Raw genomic sequence first — 25,195 nt, 5'->3', positions numbered from 1 at the left:
GTTTCTATCTCCCCTTCTATGCAAAATTTCTCTTTATTAGTATCTTTTGGAGCATTACAGTTCCCGGCCCCGTTAATGCAAAAGCGATCACTGTTCCGATCCCCACGATCCCGCCGAACAGGAATCCGCTGCTTAAAAAGACGGCATCTGCGCCGATTCTGGCAAAAGCATACTTTAATCCGAATTTTGACTCCAGATATCGCAAAACCGCATCTATCGCATACATACCATCGCCGAAATTCATCAACAACACATAACTGATGGAGAAACAAAGGTTAGCCAGGATGACGATGACGATTTTGTTGAATAGCGGTAAATCCGCCAGCTCCATATTGGCAATGAACGGATGAATCCAATTTATGAAGGGCCCTACCAAAAAGGAATACATGATGGAAGAAAAACCGATTGAGCGGCGATCTAGCCAAAGACCCGCTGCCAGAAAAACAATACTTACTAAAAAGCTGGCCAAGCCTACACTCATTCCGGTGCTTCTATGCAATCCATCCAATAAAACCGTTAATGTATCGGACCCTATATTGCATTCGATAAACAAATTGACTGCCAGCGCGGTTAACCCTATAGCAACGGCAACAATCACCAATCGTCCGCCAAATGTCATAGGTATCGGGTATTTACGCATCCTTTAGTCCAAGTTTTCTCCATTGGAAGCGATTACTTTCTGCATCCAATAAAAGCTGTCCTTACGCAAGCGCTTCTTGCTGCCCTTGCCGTAATCATCCTGATCTACGTAAATAAATCCGTAGCGTTTGCTCATTTCCGAAGAAGAACAGCTAATGATATCAATAGGCCCCCAAGCATAATAGCCTCTTAGATCCACCCCATCCTTAATGGCTTCTTTCATTTGCTCGATATGAGCCCGGTAATAGTCAACCCGATAAGGATCATGGACCGAATCATTCTCTTCTAATTTGTCATGGTAGCCAACCCCGTTTTCCGTGATATAAATAGGGCACTGATACCGGTCATAGAACAGGTTAAGCATGGTGCGGAGACCGGTAGGATCAATCGTCCATCCCCACGAATTGGCCGGAAGTTCAAAATTGCGGTAAGGTCCTGTTTTGTTTTTCAAGCTTTCTGCATCAAAAATGCGGGTATAGTAGTAGGAAAATGACATAAAGTCAGCCGTATTTCTCAAGGCTTCTTCGTCGCCTTCCGCAAATTCAACGGTAATATTGTTGTCGTGGAAATAACGGAAAGCATAGCCAGGATAATATCCTCGCATTAAAACATCGGAGAAAAAGTACTCCATTTGATTATTGCGAACAGTGGCGAATACATCTTCCGGTTTGCTGGTAGCCGGATAGGCTGGTCCACCGCAGAGCATCATCCCGATTTGCAAGTCGGAACCCAGGCTTTTGGCATACTTCGTAACTAAACCGCAAGCTACCATTTCATTATGCACACCCTGATATTTGGCGGAGGCTAAATCATCCACTACATCCTCCGCAATGCCCAGATGGTTAAAGGATTCATGAACAATTAAATTGATTTGATTAATAATAATCCAATATTTCACCTTGTTATGGTACCGGTCAAGAATCACTTGGCTAAAGCGGACAAAAAATTCGATCATTTCTCTGGAGTACCAGCCTTTATAAGCCAGTGTTAAATGAAGCGGCATCTCGTAATGGGACAGGGTGATCATCGGCTCCATCCCGTTTGCTATGATTTCGTCGATCAGGTTATCATAAAATTTCAAGCCTTCTTCATTAGGCTGCTCTTCGTCGCCGTTCGGAAAAATTCTTGTCCAATTGATCGAGGTGCGAAAGGTTTTTAGTCCAAGCTCGCTGAGCAATTTCAAGTCTTCTTTATAAGTGTGATAGAAATCGATTCCCCAACGTTTTGGAAAAATCCGCTCTTCATTCTGCATAGCTTCCTTAATATAGTCCATAGTCAGCTCTGTATTGTACTTTTTATCTAAAGGAATTTCAGCCGTATATTCATTAATATCTGCTACGCTTAACCCTTTTCCGTCCACATTGTAAGCGCCTTCTGCTTGGTTGGCAGCAATAGCTCCTCCCCATAAAAAATCGGCTGGAAATCCTGGTGGAATATTTTTCATTATTATTACTTCCTCCCTTTATTTACTGTTCATTTCTAATTGGGTCAGCCTCTGATTAAAGCTCTCGAAAATGTCGATTAACCGCTTGGCAATATTAATTTCACTATAAATCGTCATAAGCGTGTCTTGCGCATGGGCGAATAAGACCGAGTACTCTCCTTGTTCGCCTTCCGTTTCCTTTTGGATGCAGTTCGTTTGCACACGATGGGCGATTACAATTTCGTCGTTGGCTAATTTCATCTTCTCCTTTGCTCCGGCAAAGTCGCTATTCTCAATGTCCTTTAGCGCATCCGTGCAATGCTTTCTTGCTTCCCCGGCGTGCAAAATGATTTGCATCGCCTCTTGAGCCACTTGTTCCGATGTCATAATAAAGTCCCCTTAACAGATTAATTGGTTTGCGGCGATTCTTTTTCAAGCTCTTGTTTTTCGTAGGTTTTGAAAAATGGGTACCAAATCAGCGTAGCTACCGCGACGCAGATCAGCATCAGAATAATGCCTGTGACCGTCCCTGTCGTAATCCACGTGGAGATCGGAAAAGGAACGTACCACAGATCGAAGAGCACTTTCGGGATGGAGCCGAAAGGAATGACTTTCGTCCCTATCCAAGCGAGCGCCGGCAAGATGATCCCGATGATCCACATCGGCAGCATCAATAGGGGGTTCCATACGATAGAACCGAACACCAAAGGCTCGTTGATATTAAAGATGGCGGGTATAAAGCTTGCCCGGCCCAGCGCTTTTAGCTTGGTGCTTTTAGAGAACATATGCATAATAACCAGGGGCAACGTACAGCCCACACCGCCTGCAAACAGGTATGCCGAAAAAATCGTTTCAGACGTTACGAGATTATGCGCCCCCATGGTTGCGTTTGCGGTAATGGCCGCCAGAAAAATCGGTTTGGTGACAGGGGTTAACACCCAGCTGGAGATCCCCATGGAATATAAGAAACAGTATAAAAATATAATCAGGATGAATCCCCAAGGCGTCTCTACCACGCCCGCCAAAGGCATAAAAATATTTAAAATGATGTTGTATATATCAACATGAACGATATCAACCAACACCCAAGCCGCAACCAAAGTGATCCCGATGGGCAGCATGGAATCAAACCAGGCTCTGACAAAATCCGGAATGACGGAATCTTCTTTGAAAAAAGAGAATTTTCCGAATAGACTCATGATATATCCGGTGAAAATAGCGGCGATGATAGCAACGAACATGCCTCCGCTTCCCAAAGAACTATGGGAAAAGCCAACCGTACCGTCTTTGACGACCTGAGGAGTAATGATAATCAGGAAAACAATCAAACTGGTGCAGCCGGCGATAAAGCGCTGCTTTCTCAGCTTCTTTTTCTCCATCAAATTGAATGGAATCAGGAAAGAAATCAGCAGCGAAAGCATGCCCATCGTCCATCCGAACGGAACCCAGAAATTAGGGTAGTTTTTGATATGATAGACATCGCCGGGGATGGTGAGCAGGCAAAATACCGATCCCAGAAGAATGAAAGGCAACAGTTGCATAACGGAATCCTTGAGCGTGATGATCCATACATTGTTATTGACTTTATTCATCTTCGGAGCGAAATCGTTTTTGAGCCATTCCATTAATTTATTCATTTTTTCATCCCCTTTTTAGCTCTTCAACTCACTCAGCAAATCATCCAAGGCCGCTTCCCCATCCAAAGTGGAATAATAAGAAGGCTTCATTAAGAGCACTCTAACATTGGTATCCTTGGTAACCTCGTTAATGTCATCCATGATATATGCCAAGTGGGGACCGACTAATAAAGCATCAATATCATGGATGTAATTTTCGATTTCCGCTTCCCCTCTGGCTTTGATGTCCATATTCAAGTTTCTTTTTTTTGCGGCCTTGCGAATATTGGCAGCCATAAAGCCGGAGCTTGCTCCCGACCCGCAGATTAGCAACACGTTAAGCACTTCGCCTGCATTTGCCATGGTAATCCTCCTCGCTTTTCTTTATAATCGTGGTGTGACAGCGCTGTCATTGCTACAACCAAACTATATTACAAATCCAAAACCGGTCTCAAATAAAAAACTGCACCCCTTAGGTGCAACATTTTAAAGTGGGGAAACGCCTATGAAAACACAGTATATTGATTTAATTCAATATTTAAGCTCCTGCAACCATTGGATTTCGTCGCAAAGTTTGGCGGATAAGTATGGCGTGTCCAAACGTACCATCAAATCTTATATCAGCGAAATTAATCAGCTTCACCGCGGGTTAATCCTGTCGTCGAATACAGGCTATAAAGTCGATACGGATCAGGTAAACACTTTTCTGACCAACGAACAAAGAGCGATCCCGCAAACGCAATCTGAAAGAATCGCTTATATTCTGAAAAAACTGGTGCACACCAATCAGCCTATATATATTTATGATTTAAGCGATGCCCTGTTTATCAGCGAGTCCACGCTGAGGCTGGATTTAAAGCTGATTAAGGAAAAGCTTGCCAAAAATAACCTGGAATTGAGTTTAGTTAAGGATCATTTAAGTTTGAGCGGCAATGAAAAGGACAAGCGTAAACTAATGAGCAGCATTTTGTACGAGGAGGCCGACGGAAGCTTTATCGACATAGATAAAATTAAAAGGTTTTATGATGAATTGAATGTAGATTACATTCGGAAAGTCGTTATTGAAGCCTTTTCTTCCCATCACTTTTTCACCAATGATTTTTATTTAACCAATGTGATCATCCATATCACCATTGCGCTAGACAGAATGAAGCATGATTTTCAGTTTTTAAATAAGACCTTAAATTATAATGCCGACAACACCGCGTATGTAATCGCCAAGGAAATCGCCTTTAAACTGGAAGCCTATTTTCATGTGTCATACTCGGAAGAGGAAATCGCCGATTTGGCGCTCCTGATAACGTGCAATGGGACAAACGTCAACTTTACGCAAATTGAAGTCAGCGACCTAAAAGAGATTGCCGGGAAAGACTGTATTGATTTGGTCAGCGAAATCGCCTCCAACTTGGATAAGTATTACTATATCAGTATTGCCGATGCCGATTTTATTACCCGTTTTACGCTGCATGTAAAAAACCTGTTGATGCGCTTAAAAAACAACCATTCAACGAAAAATCCGTTAACGAACACGATCAAAAGGGAATGCCCGCTCATTTACGATTGTGCCGTGCACGCTTCCCATGTAATTACAGAAAAAACCGGGTTTAGGATCAGCGACGATGAAATTGCTTATTTGGCTTTTCACCTGGGGTATGCCATAGAATTGCAGCGGCAATCGAACATAAAAATTTCGTGCACAGTGCTGTTTCCGCTCTACTACAACATGAATGTGCAAATGATCAATAAATTGCAGCAGTATTTTGGCGACGATATTTCAATTCATTCGATTGTCACAGACGAAAGCGATTTGAATCATGCATCCAGCGATTTTATTATTTCTTCCGCCCAATTGCACAAAATTCCGGAAGTCCCATATGTCGTGATTACTCCGTTTTTTGTCGAAAGCGACCGGGAGAAAGTGTCGAACAAAATATTTGAGCTAAAAGAGCAAAAAAAGAAAAATCAATTTAAGCTCCATCTAAAATCTTTTTTGGACGAAAGGCATTTCTGCAGCTCTACGGCAAGGTCCGGGAAAGAAGAGGTTTTACGGTTTATCTGTCAAATTATGAACCGGGACGGTTATACGGATGAAGATTTTTTCACCAAAATTATGGAACGGGAAGCGATGTCCTCTACCGCGTTCGGACAAGTGGCTATTCCTCATGCGATCAAAATGGAATCCCGCAAAACGGGTATGTTCATTTATTTGAATCCAAATGGCATCAAGTGGGATCATTCTACCGTGAAAATTGTTTTGTTAATCACCGTCAGCGGAGAGGATCGAAAAATATTCCGCGACGTATTCGATGCACACGCCACCATATTAACGGACGACAAAAATGTGAATCTGCTGTCATCCCTGGAGCACTTTGATGATTTTGTCAATCAACTAATCGCCTGCTGGGAATAATCCCATAAGAACGAAAAAGCTTCTGAATCTCCAACAAAGGAAATTCAGAAGCTTATTCATTGAAAAGCTGATGCGGTCGAGAGGACTCGAACCTCCACGGTATTGCTACCACACGGACCTGAACCGTGCGCGTCTGCCAATTCCGCCACGACCGCATATTTCAATGACCATTTTCGCGGCCACAAGATAGATCATACCACGATGAAATTGTGAAGTCAATCTTTTTATAATGATTTTATGTAAATGAATTTTTTGTATAATAATTGCTTTTATTTGTGGAAACAGGGTATAATAAGAACAAAGGTTCGCATACTATAAATGAGGTGATTTATATGGCGACTACCAAGAGAAATCCACTACACTCTGCAGCACTCCCTGAAGAAATAACCCATAGCGAAATGTCCCTTGTCAGAAGCTATCTGCTGCTAACGTTTATTCATAAAGTATTTGAACGCGATTGCCGGGTGATCGGCAAAAGCGGGTTGTTCAAGACTCCACAGCTATACATGGAGCTGGTATCCGGTGCAACGAAGAAAACTTCGCTGATGCTGCAGGAGATCACCCGTGAGCTTAACGCGCATAATCTGAAGATCACCACTATCCGCCAGGATCAACGCGGCGTAGAAGCCCAGTATTCCTGCCGGGGATATGCCGGTGAGATAAATATCCCGTGGCCCGGCTTCCGCAATGAAATGATGCAGCGCATGCGCGCCTATCTCGGCTTGTCACCGGAGATTCATGGTATTCCCCGGGAAGAAACAGCAGAACAGATGGCTTTGTCAATTTAAGAACTGTTGCCGTCTATAGATCAGCAGCCCCGTCCATAACCGGACGGGGCTGCTTGTGCTTTTTATAAATTCTCAGGATTTTGTCTGGGCTCGGTATAAGGCTGGTATATATAGTTGCGGTCCAGCTTCACTACCCGCTTATTGGGGCGGCGGATCATCACCTGAGACTCGTCCCAGGCCAGGACAATACCTTTTACATCATTGCTCTCCAAGCCGTCACGCACAACACGTATACGCTCTCCGGATATCCGGTAAGCATCCAGTTGTTCATCACTGATCATGCGGTCCAAAGTCTCCTTTCTACACTTAATCTACCCTTTCCACTCATGAAAAAGACCCAAATGATAAACCATTCGGGTCTAATTGCTTGCCAATCACATCAATGTATATCTTATGAAGTTCCTATATCAGCGCTTCATTCTTCTCAAACCAGAAGTCAAGAACTTTAGCGGACATCACACGTTCTTCCAAGTATTCCACCTGATGGTCCGTGAAATTCTGTCTCCAGTTGAAGGACAGCTCTTCACACAAACTTGTGATGGTCAGAAGCTCCGACCAAGCAACATAACGTTTATACCAGAAAAACTGAGGATGTTCAATCATATAGGGGTACAGATCGTCGAACTCCGTATGTTTGCAATCCAGCGCACGCTCGAAATGATCCTTGGCCTCGGTTAATTTATCAATAAAAAATTGCTCTGTCACCGGTTCTTTCCCCATTGTGACGCCTCCTCTCTCATGTCTGATACCCATTATAAAGGAAAAGTTATAGGGTGAAAAGCAGTTGTTGCAAAATTAGGCTGCGTTCCTGTATTTGTCACTGTTTAATTGTCAAAGACAATTGTTCCTTCGCTAAGAGACGTAATTCTGACAAGCGACTCCAGCCGGATGCCCTGCTCCCTGATCGTTCTTGCCCCGGCCTGGAAACTTTTCTCCACAACCACACCCAGTCCGACCAGTTCAGCGCCCGAGCGCTGGATGATTTTGATCAAGCCGCGCGCAGCATCCCCATTGGCGATAATGTCGTCGATAAAGAGGACTTTATCGTCCGGAGAAATGTACTGGCGGGACAGCATGATATCTGTAACGATACCCTTCGTAAATGAAGGCACTCTCTCGCACAAGGCGTCGGGATCGGCAAGCAGCGTTTTTTTGCGGCGGGCAAAAACAAGCGGCACTTTCATCTCGTAAGCGGTGGCAAATGCCACGGCAATACCCGAGGATTCCACGGTAACTACCCGTGTCACTCCAGCATCAGCAAATCTCCCGGCAAACTCCCGTCCCATTTCCATCGTCAGCTCAGGGTCTACCTGGTGGTTGAGCAGTGCATCCAGCTTCAGCACCTGATCGGAAACGACGACCCCTTCCTGCAAAATCCGTTGTTTCAATAATTCCATGGCTATGAACCTCCATTACCCTTTATATTTCAGACGTTCTACTATAATAACCCCACTTAAGCATTAGGCAGAAGTCATGTCCCTCTGCTCATCATCATAACCTGTACTATATGGACTGCACAAGGCTATCCTTTGAGCATCGCCATTTTTATCAATGCAGCACTTTTAGGAGGGGAGTCATGAAATCCCATGTCCGCACTATGCAAATCGCCTTCACCTATATTGGCACCATAGTAGGCGCCGGTTTCGCCACCGGCCAGGAAATCCTCCGTTTCTTCACCAGGTACGGGCACTGGGCAGTGCTGACCATTCTGCTCTCAAGCGTACTTTTTATATGGCTGGGAACGAAAATGATGGTCATCGCCCGCCGCATTGAAGCGGATTCTTATGAGGATTTCAACCGGTATCTTTTTGGAGAACGTGCGGGTAGCATCATCAGCCTCTTTACGATGATTATCCTGATCGGCGTCACCAGCATTATGCTGGCAGGGGCCGGTGCTATTTTTGAGGAGCGTCTCAGGCTGCCCTTTCAGGCGGGATTGCTGCTGACCATATTCGGCTCCTACTTATTGCTGAAGCGCGGCATTTCCGGCATTCTGCAGATCAACAGCCTTGTCGTCCCTTTAATGCTTACTCTGTCGCTAATTATTACTTTTAATACGCTCGGGGTCCCGGGCGCGGAACGTTTTCTGTTCTTAAGAACAGATCACAACATCTTTGATGCCTGGATGTCCCCTTTGCTCTATACCGCCTTCAACCTGGGGATGGCCCAAGCCGTATTGGTGCCGCTGGCCCGGCATACGGATGATGAACAGCCGCTTTGGTTGGGCGGCATTCTGGGCGGAGTGGGGATTGGGTTCATGCTGCTGGCCGCGCATTTTGCCATGAGCTCACAAATGCCGGGAATTTTGCAGTTCGAAATCCCTATGGGCAGCATCGCGTTTCGCCTGGGCCCCATTGTGCAGCTCATCTATTTGATGCTGATATTTATGGAGATTTTCAGCACCTTTGTGGCGAATATTTATGGTGTCGGCGTGCAGCTACAGCAGCGTCTGCCCATCGCTCCGGTCCTCGTAACCCCGCTGCTGATGCTCATCTGCTATCTCTTCAGCCAGTTCGGCTTCAGCTCGCTGCTGGGCGTGTTCTATCCAATCTTCGGCGCTCTGTCGCTGGTATGGGCAGTAATGCTGCTTCGTGCCCCAATGTCGCCGCCTCCGCGCAAGGGCGACCCTCCCGGTTCCGGAGGCAAAGGCATCACTATCGCTGCTGTGAAGCCTGTAATTCGGATTACGCGGAGATGATTGCTGCGGCAGCGATGACTAATTTAAACGGAAACGACCGATGCTGCAGGAATAATTCGAGCCGCCGCTTCAGCTACATGTCTGTGGCAGGTCATCATCACAATCTGCCGGGAGGCTGACAGTTCACCAAGCAGGGACAACGCCGCATGTAGACGGTGCTCATCGAAATTGACGAACAGATCGTCAAAGAGCAGCGGCAGCTTGGCCTGCCGCGCCATTGTCTCCGCGAGCGCCAGCCGGATCGCCAGGTAGAGCTGCTCCGCCGTCCCGCGGCTGAGCAGACCGCTGTCCAGCAGCCCTGTATCCTTGTGCTCCGCCTTAAGCTCTTTGTGGCCAAGCGTCATGACTACCCGCCGGTATTCCCCTTCTGTAAGCTTGGCAAAATAATTGGATGCCAGCAGCAGCACCTGCGGCTGCTTCTCCTGTTCGTAAATGCGCCGCGTTCTGCCCATAAGCTCCGCCGCCAGCGCGGTTACCGCATACTGACCCGCGATCATCCGCAGCGCTGCCCGCTGCTCCTCCAATTGCTGGAGCACCGAATCCTCCTTGCAGCGTTCCGTCAGATGCTCCCGTTCCTTAAGCAGCTTGCCCCGGTGCTCCAGCAGGGCATTCCGCTCCTCCTCAATGCCTGCTGCAGCATTCTCCGCAGCGTTCCGCTCCTGTTCCAGCGCATAAGCATCATGATGCTCCAGCAATGCCAGCAGCTCGGAGACGCCTGTATGTTCCCAGCCTCCGAACATGGCCAGCTCCCACTGGCGGATCGCTCTCGTCAGTTCCGTCCGCAATTGTACAGCCGCGGATCGCCGCAGAAATTCCTCCCCGCCTTCTGCTCCACCTTCCTCAAGCAGCTCGCGGCAGCGCTGAGTCAGCTCCTCCAGTACCCGGCTGCTTTCAGCAAGCTCTGCCTCCACTTCCAGCAGCCGTGCTGAGGTCCCTTCCCGGCGCAGCAGTTCAATCTGCAGCAGATCCCACTCCCGCTTGCTCTGCTCCAGCCAGCTAAGCAGGGACACCTCGTCCCGAATGCTCATCTGCGCCCCCGATTGCGGCTGATTCGCTGCAGCGGATTCACTTGAAGCCGGGAGAACAGATGCTTCCTCCAGCTCCGCCCTGGCTTCATTCATCAATGCCAGTACTTCGTGTTCATAGGCGGAGCACTCTGCTTCCAGTTCTTCAAGCCGCGAAGCAAGCTTATGCTTGCGGCGCAGCAGCTCGTTCCCCTGCTCGACCCGGACGAAAATATCCGGCAATCCTTCCGGCGACAAGCCTTCCGGCAGCTTGTGCTGCTGCAGCCACTCCTCGTAGCGCCCGTTCAGCTCTGTGAACTCGCTCTCGGCGCGTTCCAATTCCCCGGCCAGCGCCCGCTCCTGTCCCGTCAGCGCATCCAGCTCCATCCGGCAGGCATCCCGCTGGGCCTCCAGCCGTTCCACGCGCTGCCGCCAGGCGCTCCAGGCTTCCATGAGCCTGCGAAGCTCCTTCATCCCGGCCTCCAGCCCGCTTGCGTCAGGGCCGGGGCCTCCCGCCGGCCTCCGTCCCGGCCGGCTTAGCCCGCTCTCCGGCTCCGCGCCGGAGAGCAGCAGCCCGCGCAGCCGCAGCATCTCCGCTGCGGCCGCGCTGCCCTCCCCGCCGTGCCCCGGCGGGGAAGTGTCCGCCCTGTGCTCCACGCCCAGGGCGGCCCACAGGGCCAGGTCGGCTGCGGCCAGCAGGCCGAGCGCGACCCAGGCGCTGACCGGCGGCGCGCCGGTCAGCCACAGCGCTGGCGGCAGCAGCAGCGTAAGCGCTGCGCCTGCCAGCAGCAGGCGCCGGTAGCGCTGCGCCCGGCGCCCGTCGCTGCCGGCCCCGCCGGCTGCGCGGCCGCGCAGCGGCCCTGTGCCGAGCTGCGCTTCGCGCCAGCGCTCGGCAGCCTGCTGCAGCTCGTCCCAGAGCTGCAGCAGTTCACGCGGGCTGCGCGCAGCCAGGCCCGCGAAGTCTTCGGCGCTGGCGGCGTGCTCGCGCGCCAGTGCCCGCTCCGCCGCCTGCAGCGCAGCGGCGGTGGCGGCCAGGCGGGAGCGGAGGCTCTGCCGCTCCGCTTCACGGGCCTCCATGCGGCGGTCATAGCCGGCGAAGGCCGCAGCGAAACGCCGTGCGGCTTCACGGTCTGCCGCCGTACCGGAAAAGCCCGCAAGCTCGGCAGCTCCCCAGCCAGCGCCGATTCCCCGCAGCACGTGCTCAAGATGCCCATCCAGTGCAGCCAGCTCTCCTATAAGCCGCTGACGTTCCGCCTGCTTATCCTCATAGCTGCTGCGGCGGCGGTCCAGCGCTTCAAGCCGCGGCCCCTGCGCTTCCAGCAGCCTATTCGGCGGATTATGCGCCAGACCTTCGGCAAGCTCGCTGTATTGCCGCTTCAGACGATGTACCGCGCCTTCGGCACTGCGGACTTCTCCTTCGAGCAACTGCCAGCGGGCAGCGCCATCCTCTGGAAAAGAATCAATAACAGGGAGCCCTTCCAGCTCCAGCCGGGCTTCCGTCCATTTCAGCCACAGCCCGCGAATATCCTGTGCCTTGCGCAGCTTGACCAGCCGCTCTCCTTCGCTCCGGCGCCGCTCCTCCAGCCCTGCAAGCTCACGCTCCGCAGCTTCAAGAGCCGCCGTGTTCAGATTATATCTTGGTAAATAGGACCGGCTCTCAGCGACCTCCCTCTCCAGCTTTTCAATCGTCTGGAGAATTTTTGCCGCCTCCTGCACCTTCCCACGGGGCTTATACAGCTTCTCGGCATCCTGAAGCAGGCGGCGCTCCGCCCGCAAAATTTCACCGCCTCCGCCCATGCCCGCATGGAACAGATAGCTGCTCATTTCCTCGGACTGCAGTGTTCCAAGCTCCTGCAGCTCATCCAGCGATACGGCAAACAACTGCCGGAACATGCTGCGGGAAATACCGCCCAGCAGACGGCGCTCCATCTCGCCCTGATCCGCTTCCCCCGTTCTTCCATCCGGATAGCTGACGGTGATCTGCAGCCGTTCGCCTCTGCTCTGCGTATCCCCGCCTGCCGCATACCGGCGGATTCTCCAGAGCACATCTTCCCGGTCGCGTGCAACCAGCATGCCCCCATGCTGCCCGCCCTGTGACGGCTCATAACGTTCCGCAGGATTAGCTCTGCTGGAGATTCCGAACAGCATGGCGCGGATGAACTGCAGAGTTGTGCTTTTACCGGCCTCATTCCGGCCGTAGAGGACGGTGACCCCTTCGCCCAGCTTCAGCTCCCGATTATGCAGACGGCCAAACCCGCCAATCTGCAGCTCCTCTATTCTCATTCAGATCTCCCCCGCTCCGGTGTTACCGCCTCAGCGTTTGCATCCTGGCCTCCGGCTTCGGACGGCAGCATGCCAACTGCAAGCCCATCATTTTCATCCATTCCGCCAAGCAGTGTAATGCCAAGCTCGGCGGCACTTCTTAGCCAGCCCAGCTTCTCCTCTTCTCCCGCCGCAGAGAGCAAACGGCGCAGCTCCCGGTTCTCCATCAGCGGCTTCAGCGCACTGCCGATCAGCTCCTCCAGCTCCTCTGCCGATTGTCCGCTTCGCCCGGCCAGCCGGAGCATTTCTCCAAGGAAGCTGTCCTCCTGCAGCAGCCGCTCCCGGTCAATGGCGAGACCTGTTTCCACCGTGAACCCTTCCGTCCAGACCAGACCTGCATAGTCTGAGTGCTCTGCACGAATCGTCTCTCTCCGCTGCAGCTCGGCGAGCAGATCATCCGCCGCCCCTTTTTCTGCCAGCACCTTGTGCAGTGCGCCGCGCCCGGTAAGCCGGAAACGCACCACGGACATCAGCTGCGGAAGCTCATCCCTGATCTCTTCTATCGCCTGCTCTACAGACTGCGTCCACTGCGCTTCATCCTCCAAGCCTTCAATGGATAGCTCACGAACCTGCCAGCGGATAGAATCCAGCTCATGGAACCGGAGCTCCGTCCGGCCTTCGGCATCCACATCCACGATATAACAGCCCTTCGGCCCTGTTTCCTTGACGCTGCGCCCCTGGATATTGCCCGGGTATACAATCGCCGGACGCTCATGCAGAATACTTCGTTTATGTATATGTCCCAGCGCCCAGTAGTCATAGCCCCGCCCGATCAAGTCTCTGCGGGTGCAGGGTGAATAGGTCTCATGCTGGAGGTCTCCGTCCACATTGCCGTGGAGCAAGGCGATATGGAACAGACTGCTGCCCGGTCTGCGGTTGAAGAGCAGCGCTGTATTCTCCGTAACTTTGGCCGTTGGATAGGAGATGCCGCTGACCACAGCCACCTCCTGGCCGCCATTGCGGCGGCAGGCGACAGCCTGTCCCGGCTCTCCGCTGCCGAATACTGTCACATGCCCCGGAGGCTCGGTATTCAGACGCGGCCCATCCAGCGGATCATGATTGCCGTGAATCAGATATACCGCAATGCCGTGTCTTCCCAGCTCATGAAGCGCCTCCTGAAAACGAAGCTGCCCTTGCAGGGAAGCATCGGAGACATCATACACATCGCCGCTGATGACGACAAAATCCACCTCTTCCTGGACAGCTACGCCAACAAGCCGCCCGAGGGCGGCGAAGGTAGACTCCCGCAAATAGGAGCGTATGGCCTGCGGAAGCTGCACCAGTCCGGCAAAACGGCTGTCCAGATGCAGATCCGCAGCATGCAGGAAACGAAAAGGAATCATAACCTCACCCTTTCATTCCCTGCTGGTATTGCAGATATGTTTTTTTCAGCTCATTGGCTACACGCGTCAGAGAATACTGGCTTTTCGCTTTATCCCAGGCCGAACGGGACAGCTCGTAGCGGTAACCGGGATCGCTGATCACTTTCTCCAGTGCTTCCGCCAGGGCCAGCTCATCATCGGGTTCAACCAGCAGACCGTTTACACCGTCTTCAATCTGCTCGGGAATCCCGCCTACATTGGTGCCAACCAGCGCCAGACAGCTAAGTGCCGCTTCCGCGAACACCGATCCGAAGGCTTCCGCCCGGGACGGAAGCACAAAAATATCAAAGAACGGCATAAACTCTTCCGGGTGCAGGGTATAGCCATAAAAAATCGTTTCATTATATATGCCAAGATTCTGTGCCAGCCGCTCCAGCTCCGCACGTGAAGGACCATCTCCGATAATATGCAGCACATATTCATGATTGCGTTTTTTCAGCTCCGCACATGCCTTGAACAACGTGTCGATACCTTTAGCCGGAACCAGACGGGTTACTGTAACCAGTTGCGGAATGTCGTTGTCGTGCGGCACAGGCTTGAATCTTTTTTCATCAAAACCGTTCGGAATCACTCCGATCCTCGAAGGCTGATCAATATAAGGAGCCAAATATTCGGCAAAAGAGCGCGATACCGTCATCAGACGGTCGCTGACATGCTCCAGCTCACGATAGATCGACACGAGGAACTGATGCTCCGGACCACCCTCCACAATCGCTCCATTGAGAATCAGCTCGCGTTCATAGCTGGAATGCAGGGTCTGAATAAGCGGAACCTCGGGATAAATTTTTTTCATCGCAAGACCCGCAATCGGATGGTGGGCGTGGATCAGGTCATAATTTTTGCTCATCCGAAGTTTTGTCCACCATATATAATCCCTGTAGGTTTGAATATATTTCTGCACAACGGGACTTTCGCCATATAGGGTCCAGTCAAAGGTTTCAAATACGATCTCTTCACGTCCCTTGCCCCGAATCCGCTTGGGCAGCCAGAACAAATCCATATCCCAGCGGCTCGAACGAAAGCGTTCCTGCAGATGCGGAATCATGGAAGATACACCACCGGGCTGCTCCGGCGGGAAAAATAGCGCTTGCAGCAAGTTCATAAGGACATCCCCTTTACAATTGCCCTGTATACGGTACGACCCGGCAATTATGATATAGTTATATATGTACATATAAATTAACAGGTACGTTTAGGTCCCATACCTTGATTTTATCGGTATCCACCTGAAACAGCAACTAAGAAGAGCCTTAACACCTATCTTAGATTTTGACAAGAGGAGAATGACATATGAATGAAGAACGGCTGCCCGCCGCATACACTGCCCGAATTAGAGAGATGCTGGGGCAAGAGGCGGACGCTTTTCTGGAGAGCTATAATGCACGGCGGACCCAGGGTCTGCGGTTCAACACTTTAAAAAGCGCCTCAGCTTCAGGACAGGATGCGGCGGATCATGCAATCTCACTGTTCGGCCTTACGCCTGTGCCCTGGTGTCCCTCAGGATATTACTATGAAGAACCCGCCCGGCCCGGACGTCACGCCTTTCATGCTGCCGGACTATATTATATTCAGGAACCGTCGGCAATGTCCGCAGCCGAGCTGCTGGCACCGCTTCCCGGCGAAACCGTGCTAGACCTTGCAGCCGCTCCAGGCGGCAAAACGACGCACATCGCTGCCCTGATGAAGGGACAAGGCTTGCTGGTCTCCAATGAGATTCACCCGGAGCGTGCCAAAATACTGGCGGAAAACGTGGAACGTCTCGGCATCTCTAACGCGATTGTTACAAGTGCGGCGCCAGGAGATTTATCACGCCGGTTCCCGGCGGTCTTCGACCGGATCATGCTGGATGCTCCTTGCTCTGGCGAAGGGATGTTCCGCAAGGACCCCGCAGCTATAGGCGAGTGGTCTCCTGAGCATGTGAAGATGTGTGCGGCAAGACAATGGGACATTCTGCAGGATGCCTACCTCATGCTGAAGCCGGGCGGCAGCCTCGCCTACTCAACCTGCACCTTCAACCGTACAGAAAATGAAGAAACGATCCTACGTTTCTTGGACAGCTATCCCGATATGGAGCTGGTTGCGGAGAAACGCCTTTGGCCTCATTTGGAAAAAGGTGAAGGCCATTTTGTTGCCCTGCTGCGCAAAGCAGACTCAGAGGAAGCCGTGCAGAGCCGCAGCAAACGCGGGGGCGGACGTGGCAAAAATGCTTCCAAGCCGCTTTCCGCCGTCCGAGATGCCTATCAGCAATTTATGAGCTGGGCAGCTGCAGAGCTGCCCGGATTTACCGGCCAGGGCGTGCCTCTGCTCTTCGGTGAATCTCTGTATCTGCTGCCGGAGACATTTAGAACCAGTCTGCATACCGGCCTGCTGGAAGGACTGAAGGTGCCGCGCGCGGGCCTGCACGTGGCTCACCTGAAGAAAAACCGGATCGAACCGGCCCATGCCCTCGCCATGGCCCTTAAGCCCGAACAGGCAGCACGCAGCTATGATCTGGCGGCGGACAGTCTGGACATCCAGGCCTGGCTGCGTGGCGAAAGCCTGGCTGTTCCCCCTCATCTGCACGGCTGGACGCTGGTAACCGTCCACGGCTTGCCGGTCAGTTGGGGCAAGGCCAGCGCGGGACAGCTCAAGAATCACCTGCCCAAAGGCCTGCGGATTCAAGTGGAAACGGCTGTGCGTCCTTAAAAGGACGGATAAATTGAAGGTCCTTCCAGGAAACCAGAATGGACCTTCTCTTTTGTTCAGATGCCGATATATCTCATCATTTCTGATATGCCATTCATTTGATTTGCCAATTTCTCGTTCAGCTTCTGCAGAGCTATCTTGAAGGAGCGTTCAATTGCAGTCAGATCATGTGTCTCCAAAGCTTCAAGCAACTGTTTCATGTTTTCAATAAAGTAGACGGTTTTCCTTAAACTGCTTAGTACAATAATCTTTTTTAATTCCCGCGACGTAAAGGTCCTATATCCGTTTTCCGGATTCCGCTCAGAACGAATAAGCCTCTCCTTTTCCCAATGTCGAATAGCGGATGGGTTAACACCAGCGATAGCCGCAACCTCCCCGATTTTCATCTTTTCCGTCACCTGTATATTCCTGTACTTGGAGAAATCCGTTTGATGAATGAGGCTCATGATTTCTTCGACTCGTTGCTTCTCTACTTGAATGTTGTACTGATGTAAATTGATGATCCAGAGTGCCTGTTCGACGCGGCTTTTTTTTAACAAGCTCATGACATCGTAGGCGACAGGAATATCGAACCCTTTCATTAAGGCACGTAAAGCAATGAATGCTTGAACATGAACCGGTGTATAGCATCTTCTATTACTGGCTGTCCGAGGTACATCGGGCACCAAATCGAGATCCTCATATCTTCGCAGCGTAGTAGTACTAATATGAAGTCTCTCGGCAATTTGCTTCGGCGTATAGTTTTTGTCCATTGGCGGGCACCCTTCCTTAAAGTCAAACCTTAAACTCCGACAACAATATCACAAGAAACACTGGCAGTCCACACAAGGACTCCTGGTATATAAAACGAAATCTTGCATGAATGTTGTATGATCAAAAATGGAAAGAAAAAATAAGGAGGAGAACTTATTGGAGACGGGTAATCTTGCTTTCACACCCCACTGGAGCGTAAGGCCCGGAGAGGTCATTACTTTCGGCACTTATCCTCAGACGGCGGACGGTACGGACAAAACGCCTATAAAGTGGAGGGTGCTGCAAAGTTCAGATCAAGAACTGTTTATTTTGAGTGAGTACATTTTGGACTGCAAGCGATACCACCGTGATTTTACTGATATTACATGGCATGACTCGGATTTGCGCATGTGGCTTAACAATGAGTTTTATAATACAGCGTTCACTGAATCCGAGAAGAAGTTCATCAAACCTACAATGTGCACAGACAACGGAGAAAGCAGCACAGACACGGAGGACAAGGTTTTTTTGCTCAGTGTTTCGGAGGTGAACGAACTGACCTCTAAACTGGATGAAGTCTCTTTAAGTGCGAAACGCCGGGCAATAGGAACGGAATTTTCCAAAATAAAAAAGAACGATGGATGTCACCTGTATGTGCGGCAGCAATATGATAAAAAAGTAAAAGCTGACTATATCACCGAGAATGGTGAAGAATTGGCCTGCTCATGGTGGTGGCTGCGAACTCAACTTCTTGGTGGTTCTTCGCGTTCGTTTTTTATTGGTCCACGCAGCAGTATCCGCAGCTACGCACGTGTCAACTTAGCTTGTTACGGTGTTCGTCCTGCACTAAAAGTTAATCTTGAATGATCGCCCAATCCAATGCCGCTTGTAATTCATTATCAATCTCTTCTAATAATTTATAACAATTCGAAGTAATACTTTCTCATTCCGTTTCCTCTATAGATATGAGATGGCTCAGTCATCGTTTTATTTAATGTTCCTAAGCCTTCGTACTTAACAGTTCCATCATCTATTATTTTTTTGATATCTTCCAAAAACTCTTAGCCGCCGGTTCGATCAGCTTCTGCCAGCCTTGGCTGAGGTAGGTACCAATGTGGACGGAGGTCTCCGCCAGGGTCTGTGCGACGGATACAATCGCCTGCGCTTCCATGGCGGCTACAACGCCGACCAGTATCCCTACAATGGCGGCCAAGAGCTGTAATCCATAGGCTTTCATCCATTTTATTACATATGTTTTTATCTGGTCAAACACCATTTTGGCATTGTTTGCGCGTAGCGATACGCCGTCTGCAATTTTACCTCCGAGGCTTTGGTCTGCTTTTCCTGTGTCAAAATCGGCCATGATGCTATCCATCGTATGCGGGTCGATGCTGCCCGGAAGCTGCTTGGTCTCGCCGTCCTTTAGATTGATGTCACGGACCAACTCAGGGTCCATTTCGCCCTCTTCAACCGATTCCATTTCGATGTCGTCTGCGGTAAGCTTCTCTTCCGGTTGCGGCTCTCCCGCTTCCTGGGCCTGCTCTGCTGCTCCGCCTTCTGCGGCACCTGCGCCCAAGTGTTCACCCAATCAGCAGCAGCTCGAATCCGTCCATTGGACGTTCAGCACAAAAAAAGCATAAAACAGAGCCGTTAAGGACTCTATTTTATGCTTTTGCAGCCAATGCATTATCCATTTGTCCGTATCACGATAAGCAATACTTAACCAGCGCGTCACGCACCCCATTGTCGTTATTAGTGCCGGTAATTACGTTCGCTGCCGCCTTGACCTCAAGCGGGGAGTTGTCCATAGCAATGCCAAGACCGGCATAGGTGAGCATCGAAATATCGTTATAATAATTCCCGATCGCCAGGACCTCCTCCTGAGGGATTCCGAGCTGCGTTGCCAGGTTCATCAGCGCGTTGCCCTTGGAGGCGTCCGGATGCATGAAATCTACGAAAAATTCGCCGCTGCGCAAAATATTATACTGCTGCGTCCAGGTCGCCCACTCGCGCTGTGCTTCATCCAGAATATCCGACTTAGTAAATACCGTAAACTTAACAACCGGTTCGCGAAAATCCTCCCATGCAGGAAGCGACGCCGGCATAACCCGGAAATGCTCATACATAAAGAGGGCTTCTTCAGTCAGGTTCTCCACATTATCTACATACATGTCAAAAGCCGTATTGATATCATAATGAATATCCCGCTCACGGCAGTACTCGATATAAGGGTCCAAACCGCGCGCATCCAGTCCGTAAATATGCAGCACCTCGCGGTCCTCCACCCGTACCGTAGCTGCTCCATTATGGCCCAGCACATACCCTGACAGCCCCATCTCCTCCATAAAAGGAATCGAATTCTGCGGACTGCGGCCTGTGCAGAGTACGATTAGCCCGCCCTGCCGCGTAACCTCCGCAATAGCCTCCTTGTTCTCAGAGCTTAGCTGGTGATCGTCGTTCAGCAGCGTCCCATCCACATCCAGTGCAATCAGCTTGTATTTCATACTCCACCATCCTTGTCTGTCTTATATCTGTATGAGCTTTGATCATTTTATACAGAAAACGTAAACTGAGGCTGTTACATTAATCAAAGCGGTATGAAATTATTCCCCAAACCTACAGTATTAAATTTCCGTTCCCCCGCCGCCCAGCAGCTTCAGCTCCTCGGCAGTCAGCTCCCGGCAAGCGCCCAGTGCGAGGCTCTCATCCAGCTTTAGACCACCCATGGCTACCCGCTTCAAAAAGACCACCTTCTTGCCCACCGCCAGGAACATCCGCTTCACCTGATGGAATTTACCTTCGGTGATCGTGAGCGAAATCTGCGACAGGGTCACAGTACCCCGTTCTCTGCCAAGGATGGTTAGCTGTGCGGGCAGAGTCACATATCCGTCGTCAAGCTCCACACCGGCAGCAAAAGCAGCCACATCGGCGGCATCGACTTCGCCTTCAACAGTAGCCTCGTAGGTCTTCGGTACATGCTTGCGCGGCGAGAGCAGCTCATGGGCAAGCTGCCCGTCATTGGTCAGCAGCAATAAGCCCACTGTATCCTTGTCCAGTCTTCCGACCGGAAATGGCTCGAACTGTGCGTATTCCCGTTTAAGCAAGTCAAGCACCGTACGGTCCCGCTTGTCTTCCGTAGCAGACAATACACCAGGAGGCTTGTTCATCATGAGGTAGATATATTCACGGTATAGCACAGGCTCGCCGTTGACCTCTACCCTGTCAAGATAGGGGTCAACATGAAAGCCGCTGTCTTTGACCACAACGCCGTTCACCGTAATCAGCCCCTGCTTGGCCTGTTTGCGGATATCGCTGCGGGAGCCTATGCCCATGTGGGACAAAACCTTGTCAATCCGTTGTTTTTTTGCAGAATTGCCTGATGCGCTCATATGTTATGTCCACCTCCAGCCTGCGGGATATTCATTCTTCAGCATGCCGTTCTGCCATTTGCCCCAGCCTGCACTATAGCCGTCAATACAGACCAGTACATAGCCCTTAGCGGGATGCCCCGGCTGTATGGACAGACGCTCCTCAGGGACGGACAGTGTTTCCCCTTTGAGATAGGAGACTGCTTCACCGCCAGCGCTAGATAACGAGAGGCTGCGGATGCTTTCTGCCGGATGCAGCGCGGTAGCAAGCGGATGTCCGGGAATAAATCTGCCGCTGCGGACATGTCCCACATACCAGCCTGGGCGGATGGTCTTCAGTCCGTCCAGCGCCGCCTTGGGCAGCTGGGAAATATACAAATGATCCCCGAACAGCACCGGATATCCCGAGGGCTGCCAGCCGAGCTGGCCCTTGGCGAATTCCGCATACGCCGCCATTGCAGCTTCTTCTCCTCCTGCTCCCGGATACTGGCGGCCGTGGACTCCCCCGCCGGATTTTCCGGAAGATCGGCTGCCTTTGCCGCCGCCGAGCCCGCCTTCTGCCCGCACAGGATTTGACTTTGAAGCAGCCTTGGCTGATTTGCTCCGTGAGGAAATGGCCAGCGCTTGTTCCTGACCAGCCTGCTCCAGACTCTCTGCATGCTCCTCGTCAGAGCTGCCGTCATGGCGGAGTACAGCCATAAAATGCCCTTCGCCTTTGACCTTATGCGGCCACAGCCGGGCCGCACCTGGAAGCCCGCCAAGTCCAGGCGCAAAAGAACCGGTGCCGCCCACAGGAACAAGCGAAAACTCAGGATGCTTGTCCAGGAACCCGCCGATAATGCCTTCATTCTCCTCAGTAGCAAAGGTGCAGGTCGAATACACCACAGTGCCGCCCGGTTTGAGCGCTGCTACAGCCGATTCCAGAATTTCACGCTGCATGGCGGCATATTTCTGCGGCGTTTCCGGCTCCCACTGCTTCACCATGTCCTCATCCTTGCGGAACATTCCTTCACCTGAGCAAGGCGCGTCGATCAGGATACGGTCAAAAAATCCGGGAAAAGCTGCCGCGATCCGCCCGGGGTTCTCATTAAGCACTATTCCGTTGCGTACGCCGTACAGCTCCAGATTTTTGGCCAGAGCTTTGGTGCGTTCCGGGTGAAGATCGTTGCTGACCAGAAGGCCCTTCCCCTGCAGCTTGGCCGCAATCTGCGTCGATTTGCCGCCTGGAGCCGCACATAAATCCAGCACGCGGTCGCCTGGCTGCACGTCCAGCAGCTCCACCGGGGCCATTGCGCTTGGCTCCTGAATATAATACAGGCCGGCATGGTAGTAAGGATGTTTGCCCGGTCTTGCTCCTTCCTCCGTATAGAACCCTGACGGGCACCAGGGAATAGGCGCAAGTGTAAAAGGGGAGAGAGCCAGCAGCTCCTCCACCGAAATTTTTAGTAAGTTGGCGCGAATTCCGCCATAGGGAGTTTCCTTATACGAATCCGCAAATTGCTCATATTCCGTTCCCAGCATTTCTTTCATACGCTGCATGAAAGAGCCGGGCAGTTGTGCCGCCATGATGCTTTCCTCCAATAATCAAGGAACACCCCTGAGGGTGCTCCTGTGGTAGCCTTGCTATTCAATGCCTTGCTTGCGGTGGGATGCTGCCGGCCTCTGGGGACCGCGTCGCTGCGGACTACTGGGTATGATCTTCAGCGCTGCAGCAGCAACCGCCTCCGTCAGACCCTGGTCCACTAGCACAATCGTCAGATCATAATAATCGAACGGCTGCTCCGCATAAGTCTCCAGCCTCCGGGCATAGTCCTGAGCCTCTCTTGCCAGCCTGGCAAGATCAATGCCGAGAGCGTCTGCGGGATAGCGCTGCAGCACTTCATGCGCCTGGTTCAGCATGATTCTGCCGCCGCGCACATTGTTATTGCGGAAATGATACAGCCCTACCGCCACTTGCAGCAGAGCTTTGTAGAGCGGATCGCGGTTCTTTGCCAGCCATAGCTCTTCAAGCACCTCATGGCATTCAAAATAATCCCTGTCCCGGTTGAAGTAGACCAGGTAAGCCAGGTACAGCGGTTCATAAGCCATCCGGCAGACTGTCCTTCTTGGCGTTCGAGAGCAGCTCCCGCACATGCTCCAGCAGTGCTTTCATTGCTTCCATATCCTGCGCCTGCCAGATTTGATTAAAGCGCTCCTGGCTTTCGATGGCTTCATTGACCAGATGATAGAAATACAATTGATGAATCGCCTTCAGCACCTGCGTTGTAGTGTTCGAATTATCCTCGAATGTTTTTTGCGCATCCAGAATTTCATCACGGATGCTGGACATCTCGCTGTCCAGAATCGAAGCGGCTTCTGCTGCTGTTTTCAGCCGCAGGCGCATTTCATCCGGGAGACTCTCACGGTATTTATAGTTCAGGGAATGCTCAATCGTTGCCCAGAAGTTCATTGCCAAGGTGCGGATCTGAATTTCGGCGAGCACGATCTTTTGTCCCAGGGCTGTCTGTACCGGGTATTTAATAATCATATGGAAGCTGCGGTAGCCGCTTTCCTTATAATTGGTAATGTAGTCCTTCTCGTAGAGGACTTCAAGGTCCTTGCGGGCACGGATATATTCCGCGACTCTGCGGATATCCTCGACGAACTGGCACATAATGCGAATGCCGGCGATATCCTCAATGCCCGTTTCCAGATCCTCCATCTTCACATTCAAGCGCTTAGCCTTCTCAAGAATGCTTGAGAGCCGCTTTACGCGTCCTGTCACGAACTCGATTGGTGTGTACTCTTCTCTTTTCTTAAGCTCCGCGCGCATTGTTTTGAATTTAACCTTCAATTCTTCCACTGTCTGTTCATATGGAAGCAAAAATGTTCCCCAGTCCCTGACGTCCATCGCCTTAGTCCTCCTGTCCATTCATCCTTCAGTGATGATCAGCACCCACCGCTTCCAGGATATGAGAGAATCCGTCGCGCCGCAGCAGTTGCCGTAGTCCGGCGTGCACTCTGCGGTTAACCTCCGGTCCTTCATAGATGAGAGCTGTATAAATTTCGACCAGGCTTGCGCCTGCCCGGATCTTGTCATATGCGTCCTGAGCGGTAAAAATACCGCCTGAACCAATGATCGGCAGCTTGCCGCCAGTCTGGCGGTAGATTCTGCGAATAATTTCAGTCGAACGGTCACGCAGCGGCTTGCCGCTGAGGCCCCCTGTCTCGCCTGCCTTATCGCTCTTCAGCCCTTCACGGTTAAGCGTAGTGTTCGTGGCAATCACGCCGTCCATTCCGGCTTCAGAGAGCGTATGTACCATATACTCCAGCTCGGCGTCGCTGACATCGGGAGCAATTTTGACCAGCAGGCTTTTGGCGGTACCGCTCTGCACACGCTGAAGCTCCAATTCTTCCTTAACCTGTGCAAGCAAATTCGACAGCTCGCTGCCGTGCTGCAGACTGCGCAGATCCGGCGTATTCGGCGAGCTGATATTGACCACAAAAAAATCACCGTACGGATATAGCGTACGGATACACTGGCGGTAATCCTCATGCGCCGATTCATTTGGCGTCGTTTTGTTGCGGCCAATGTTCACCGCCACCGGAATCCTGCGTTTCCCCAGCGCCTTCAGCCGCTGCGCCATCGCCTCGGCGCCCTCATTATTGAAGCCCATCCGGTTGATCAGCGCTTCGTCAGGCAGAAGGCGGAATAACCGCGGGCTGTCGTTGCCCGGCTGGCCCTTCGGCGTCACTGTGCCCACTTCCATAAATCCAAATCCGATAGAGGAGAAGCCTCCTACCGCTTCAGCATTTTTATCCAGGCCAGCAGCCAGTCCCACCGGAGTCGGGAAATGCAGTCCGAACAGGTCCACCGCCAAATCGGCCGTTTCGGGAACGCCGTACATCAGTCGCATTGCCGCGTTTCCGCCGGGCACGAGACTTGATTTGTTCAGTCCGCCGATAACGAGATGGTGCGCTTTCTCCGGGTCCATTTTAAAGAAAATAGGTTTGCCTAAATGTCGATACAGCACCGTTCTCGCTCCTTCTAAGGGAACCCTTAAGTGATGCAGGTAACTCCCCGATTCTGTAGGTTTCTTCTTAATTTTAGCCGTTTCCGGGGGAAAAGAAAAGTTTTTTACCCTGCAG

The 25,195-nt window shown here is 51.4% G+C and carries 24 protein-coding genes and 1 tRNA gene; 5 read left to right on the top strand and 20 right to left on the bottom strand.

Annotation, left to right across the window (positions count from 1 at the left end; all coding sequences use genetic code 11):
• Positions 1–16: 16 nt before the first annotated feature.
• From AC0LWN_RS06735 to AC0LWN_RS06715, 5 genes are read right to left on the bottom strand one after another with little or no spacing between them, the layout of a single operon-like run.
• Positions 17–598, bottom strand: coding sequence for a YczE/YyaS/YitT family protein (locus AC0LWN_RS06735; RefSeq protein ID WP_474663798.1), 582 nt, complete (start codon positions 596–598; stop codon positions 17–19).
• Positions 599–643: 45 nt separating this feature from the next.
• Complete coding sequence (locus AC0LWN_RS06730) at positions 644–2,083, bottom strand: glycoside hydrolase family 1 protein (RefSeq protein WP_474663797.1); 1,440 nt, start codon at positions 2,081–2,083, stop codon at positions 644–646.
• Between the two features lie 18 nt (positions 2,084–2,101).
• Positions 2,102–2,449: a PTS lactose/cellobiose transporter subunit IIA gene (locus AC0LWN_RS06725; protein ID WP_474663796.1), complete on the bottom strand. Its 348-nt coding sequence runs from the start codon at positions 2,447–2,449 to the stop codon at positions 2,102–2,104.
• 20 nt (positions 2,450–2,469) lie between these two features.
• Positions 2,470–3,699, bottom strand: coding sequence for a PTS sugar transporter subunit IIC (locus tag AC0LWN_RS06720; RefSeq protein WP_474663795.1), 1,230 nt, complete (start codon positions 3,697–3,699; stop codon positions 2,470–2,472).
• Between the two features lie 15 nt (positions 3,700–3,714).
• Entirely contained in the window at positions 3,715–4,023 is a 309-nt protein-coding gene (locus AC0LWN_RS06715) for a PTS sugar transporter subunit IIB (RefSeq protein ID WP_458963431.1), read from the bottom strand.
• A gap of 160 nt (positions 4,024–4,183) precedes the next feature.
• On the opposite strand from AC0LWN_RS06715, the gene AC0LWN_RS06710 reads away from it, so the two are divergent.
• A complete protein-coding gene (locus tag AC0LWN_RS06710) occupies positions 4,184–6,088 on the top strand; it encodes a BglG family transcription antiterminator (RefSeq protein ID WP_474663794.1) in 1,905 nt (634 codons plus the stop codon).
• 71 nt (positions 6,089–6,159) lie between these two features.
• Here the strand turns inward: AC0LWN_RS06710 and AC0LWN_RS06705 are convergent.
• Positions 6,160–6,243, bottom strand: a tRNA-Leu gene (locus AC0LWN_RS06705).
• A gap of 177 nt (positions 6,244–6,420) precedes the next feature.
• Between AC0LWN_RS06705 and AC0LWN_RS06700 the strand changes: the two genes are divergently transcribed.
• Positions 6,421–6,876: a YhjD family protein gene (locus AC0LWN_RS06700; protein ID WP_474663793.1), complete on the top strand. Its 456-nt coding sequence runs from the start codon at positions 6,421–6,423 to the stop codon at positions 6,874–6,876.
• Between the two features lie 62 nt (positions 6,877–6,938).
• Here AC0LWN_RS06700 and AC0LWN_RS06695 read toward each other — a convergent pair whose 3' ends face one another.
• The 3 genes from AC0LWN_RS06695 to AC0LWN_RS06685 all read right to left on the bottom strand — a co-directional run bounded on the left by AC0LWN_RS06695 (position 6,939) and on the right by AC0LWN_RS06685 (position 8,273).
• On the bottom strand, positions 6,939–7,157 hold the full coding sequence (locus AC0LWN_RS06695; protein WP_474663792.1) for a hypothetical protein: 219 nt from the start codon (positions 7,155–7,157) through the stop codon (positions 6,939–6,941).
• A 121-nt stretch (positions 7,158–7,278) separates the two neighbouring features.
• A complete protein-coding gene (locus AC0LWN_RS06690; RefSeq protein WP_458963206.1) occupies positions 7,279–7,596 on the bottom strand; it encodes a hypothetical protein in 318 nt (105 codons plus the stop codon).
• A 104-nt stretch (positions 7,597–7,700) separates the two neighbouring features.
• Positions 7,701–8,273, bottom strand: coding sequence for a xanthine phosphoribosyltransferase (locus tag AC0LWN_RS06685; RefSeq protein ID WP_458963205.1), 573 nt, complete (start codon positions 8,271–8,273; stop codon positions 7,701–7,703).
• 179 nt (positions 8,274–8,452) lie between these two features.
• Between AC0LWN_RS06685 and AC0LWN_RS06680 the strand changes: the two genes are divergently transcribed.
• Positions 8,453–9,574 carry a YkvI family membrane protein gene (locus AC0LWN_RS06680; RefSeq protein WP_474663791.1) on the top strand — a complete coding sequence of 374 codons (1,122 nt, stop codon included), beginning with the start codon at positions 8,453–8,455 and terminating at the stop codon, positions 9,572–9,574.
• 23 nt (positions 9,575–9,597) lie between these two features.
• Here the strand turns inward: AC0LWN_RS06680 and AC0LWN_RS06675 are convergent, their stop codons facing one another.
• Genes AC0LWN_RS06675 through AC0LWN_RS06665 form a run of 3 tightly spaced genes read right to left on the bottom strand, consistent with a single transcriptional unit; the run spans position 9,598 to position 15,384 of the window.
• Positions 9,598–12,861, bottom strand: coding sequence for an AAA family ATPase (locus AC0LWN_RS06675; protein ID WP_474663790.1), 3,264 nt, complete (start codon positions 12,859–12,861; stop codon positions 9,598–9,600).
• Positions 12,858–14,243, bottom strand: a complete 1,386-nt coding sequence (locus AC0LWN_RS06670) for a metallophosphoesterase family protein (protein ID WP_474663789.1) — start codon at positions 14,241–14,243, stop codon at positions 12,858–12,860. The genes AC0LWN_RS06675 and AC0LWN_RS06670 overlap by 4 nt, the downstream gene beginning before the upstream one ends.
• A 4-nt stretch (positions 14,244–14,247) precedes the next feature.
• The gene (locus AC0LWN_RS06665) at positions 14,248–15,384 is read right to left on the bottom strand and encodes a glycosyltransferase family 4 protein (RefSeq protein WP_474663788.1); all 1,137 of its coding nucleotides are present in this window, start codon (positions 15,382–15,384) and stop codon (positions 14,248–14,250) included.
• Between the two features lie 188 nt (positions 15,385–15,572).
• On the opposite strand from AC0LWN_RS06665, the gene AC0LWN_RS06660 reads away from it, so the two are divergent.
• The gene (locus AC0LWN_RS06660; protein WP_474663787.1) at positions 15,573–16,967 is read left to right on the top strand and encodes an RsmB/NOP family class I SAM-dependent RNA methyltransferase; all 1,395 of its coding nucleotides are present in this window, start codon (positions 15,573–15,575) and stop codon (positions 16,965–16,967) included.
• A 56-nt stretch (positions 16,968–17,023) separates the two neighbouring features.
• Here the strand turns inward: AC0LWN_RS06660 and AC0LWN_RS06655 are convergent, their stop codons facing one another.
• Positions 17,024–17,719 (bottom strand): MerR family DNA-binding transcriptional regulator, encoded by a 696-nt coding sequence (locus tag AC0LWN_RS06655; protein ID WP_474663786.1) that lies wholly within the window; start codon positions 17,717–17,719, stop codon positions 17,024–17,026.
• Between the two features lie 157 nt (positions 17,720–17,876).
• Between AC0LWN_RS06655 and AC0LWN_RS06650 the strand changes: the two genes are divergently transcribed.
• Positions 17,877–18,566: a DUF6273 domain-containing protein gene (locus AC0LWN_RS06650; RefSeq protein WP_474663785.1), complete on the top strand. Its 690-nt coding sequence runs from the start codon at positions 17,877–17,879 to the stop codon at positions 18,564–18,566.
• 166 nt (positions 18,567–18,732) lie between these two features.
• Here the strand turns inward: AC0LWN_RS06650 and AC0LWN_RS06645 are convergent, their stop codons facing one another.
• From AC0LWN_RS06645 to AC0LWN_RS06615, 7 genes are all read right to left on the bottom strand, one after another.
• The gene (locus tag AC0LWN_RS06645; protein WP_474663784.1) at positions 18,733–19,287 is read right to left on the bottom strand and encodes a hypothetical protein; all 555 of its coding nucleotides are present in this window, start codon (positions 19,285–19,287) and stop codon (positions 18,733–18,735) included.
• A gap of 115 nt (positions 19,288–19,402) precedes the next feature.
• Positions 19,403–20,203 (bottom strand): Cof-type HAD-IIB family hydrolase, encoded by an 801-nt coding sequence (locus AC0LWN_RS06640; RefSeq protein ID WP_474663783.1) that lies wholly within the window; start codon positions 20,201–20,203, stop codon positions 19,403–19,405.
• Positions 20,204–20,323: 120 nt separating this feature from the next.
• The gene (locus tag AC0LWN_RS06635) at positions 20,324–21,088 is read right to left on the bottom strand and encodes a pseudouridine synthase (protein ID WP_474663782.1); all 765 of its coding nucleotides are present in this window, start codon (positions 21,086–21,088) and stop codon (positions 20,324–20,326) included.
• 3 nt (positions 21,089–21,091) lie between these two features.
• Complete coding sequence (locus AC0LWN_RS06630) at positions 21,092–22,633, bottom strand: RsmB/NOP family class I SAM-dependent RNA methyltransferase (RefSeq protein WP_474663781.1); 1,542 nt, start codon at positions 22,631–22,633, stop codon at positions 21,092–21,094.
• Positions 22,634–22,690: 57 nt separating this feature from the next.
• Entirely contained in the window at positions 22,691–23,155 is a 465-nt protein-coding gene (locus AC0LWN_RS06625) for a DUF309 domain-containing protein (protein WP_474663780.1), read from the bottom strand.
• Positions 23,145–23,957 (bottom strand): GTP diphosphokinase, encoded by an 813-nt coding sequence (yjbM, locus tag AC0LWN_RS06620; protein WP_474663779.1) that lies wholly within the window; start codon positions 23,955–23,957, stop codon positions 23,145–23,147. The genes AC0LWN_RS06625 and yjbM overlap by 11 nt, the downstream gene beginning before the upstream one ends.
• Positions 23,958–23,985: 28 nt before the next feature.
• Complete coding sequence (locus AC0LWN_RS06615; RefSeq protein ID WP_474663778.1) at positions 23,986–25,080, bottom strand: quinone-dependent dihydroorotate dehydrogenase; 1,095 nt, start codon at positions 25,078–25,080, stop codon at positions 23,986–23,988.
• Between the last annotated feature and the right edge of the window lie 115 nt (positions 25,081–25,195).

It is taken from the genome of Paenibacillus sp. sgz302115 (genome assembly GCF_056120445.1).
This window is presented reverse-complemented; position numbering and strand designations above follow the sequence as displayed.

What these genes read in the sequence shown, in the direction of transcription:
- AC0LWN_RS06730 (WP_474663797.1), bottom strand. Translation starts at nt 2,083, where the DNA reads ATGAAAAATATTCCACCAGGATTTCCAGCCGATTTTTTATGGGGAGGA.
- AC0LWN_RS06725 (WP_474663796.1), bottom strand. Translation starts at nt 2,449, where the DNA reads ATGACATCGGAACAAGTGGCTCAAGAGGCGATGCAAATCATTTTGCAC.
- AC0LWN_RS06720 (WP_474663795.1), bottom strand. Translation starts at nt 3,699, where the DNA reads ATGAATAAATTAATGGAATGGCTCAAAAACGATTTCGCTCCGAAGATG.
- AC0LWN_RS06710 (WP_474663794.1), top strand. Translation starts at nt 4,184, where the DNA reads ATGAAAACACAGTATATTGATTTAATTCAATATTTAAGCTCCTGCAAC.
- AC0LWN_RS06700 (WP_474663793.1), top strand. Translation starts at nt 6,421, where the DNA reads ATGGCGACTACCAAGAGAAATCCACTACACTCTGCAGCACTCCCTGAA.
- AC0LWN_RS06695 (WP_474663792.1), bottom strand. Translation starts at nt 7,157, where the DNA reads ATGATCAGTGATGAACAACTGGATGCTTACCGGATATCCGGAGAGCGT.
- AC0LWN_RS06690 (WP_458963206.1), bottom strand. Translation starts at nt 7,596, where the DNA reads ATGGGGAAAGAACCGGTGACAGAGCAATTTTTTATTGATAAATTAACC.
- AC0LWN_RS06685 (WP_458963205.1), bottom strand. Translation starts at nt 8,273, where the DNA reads ATGGAATTATTGAAACAACGGATTTTGCAGGAAGGGGTCGTCGTTTCC.
- AC0LWN_RS06680 (WP_474663791.1), top strand. Translation starts at nt 8,453, where the DNA reads ATGAAATCCCATGTCCGCACTATGCAAATCGCCTTCACCTATATTGGC.
- AC0LWN_RS06675 (WP_474663790.1), bottom strand. Translation starts at nt 12,861, where the DNA reads ATGAGAATAGAGGAGCTGCAGATTGGCGGGTTTGGCCGTCTGCATAAT.
- AC0LWN_RS06670 (WP_474663789.1), bottom strand. Translation starts at nt 14,243, where the DNA reads ATGATTCCTTTTCGTTTCCTGCATGCTGCGGATCTGCATCTGGACAGC.
- AC0LWN_RS06665 (WP_474663788.1), bottom strand. Translation starts at nt 15,384, where the DNA reads ATGAACTTGCTGCAAGCGCTATTTTTCCCGCCGGAGCAGCCCGGTGGT.
- AC0LWN_RS06660 (WP_474663787.1), top strand. Translation starts at nt 15,573, where the DNA reads ATGAATGAAGAACGGCTGCCCGCCGCATACACTGCCCGAATTAGAGAG.
- AC0LWN_RS06655 (WP_474663786.1), bottom strand. Translation starts at nt 17,719, where the DNA reads ATGGACAAAAACTATACGCCGAAGCAAATTGCCGAGAGACTTCATATT.
- AC0LWN_RS06640 (WP_474663783.1), bottom strand. Translation starts at nt 20,203, where the DNA reads ATGAAATACAAGCTGATTGCACTGGATGTGGATGGGACGCTGCTGAAC.
- AC0LWN_RS06635 (WP_474663782.1), bottom strand. Translation starts at nt 21,088, where the DNA reads ATGAGCGCATCAGGCAATTCTGCAAAAAAACAACGGATTGACAAGGTT.
- AC0LWN_RS06630 (WP_474663781.1), bottom strand. Translation starts at nt 22,633, where the DNA reads ATGGCGGCACAACTGCCCGGCTCTTTCATGCAGCGTATGAAAGAAATG.
- AC0LWN_RS06625 (WP_474663780.1), bottom strand. Translation starts at nt 23,155, where the DNA reads ATGGCTTATGAACCGCTGTACCTGGCTTACCTGGTCTACTTCAACCGG.
- yjbM (WP_474663779.1), bottom strand. Translation starts at nt 23,957, where the DNA reads ATGGACGTCAGGGACTGGGGAACATTTTTGCTTCCATATGAACAGACA.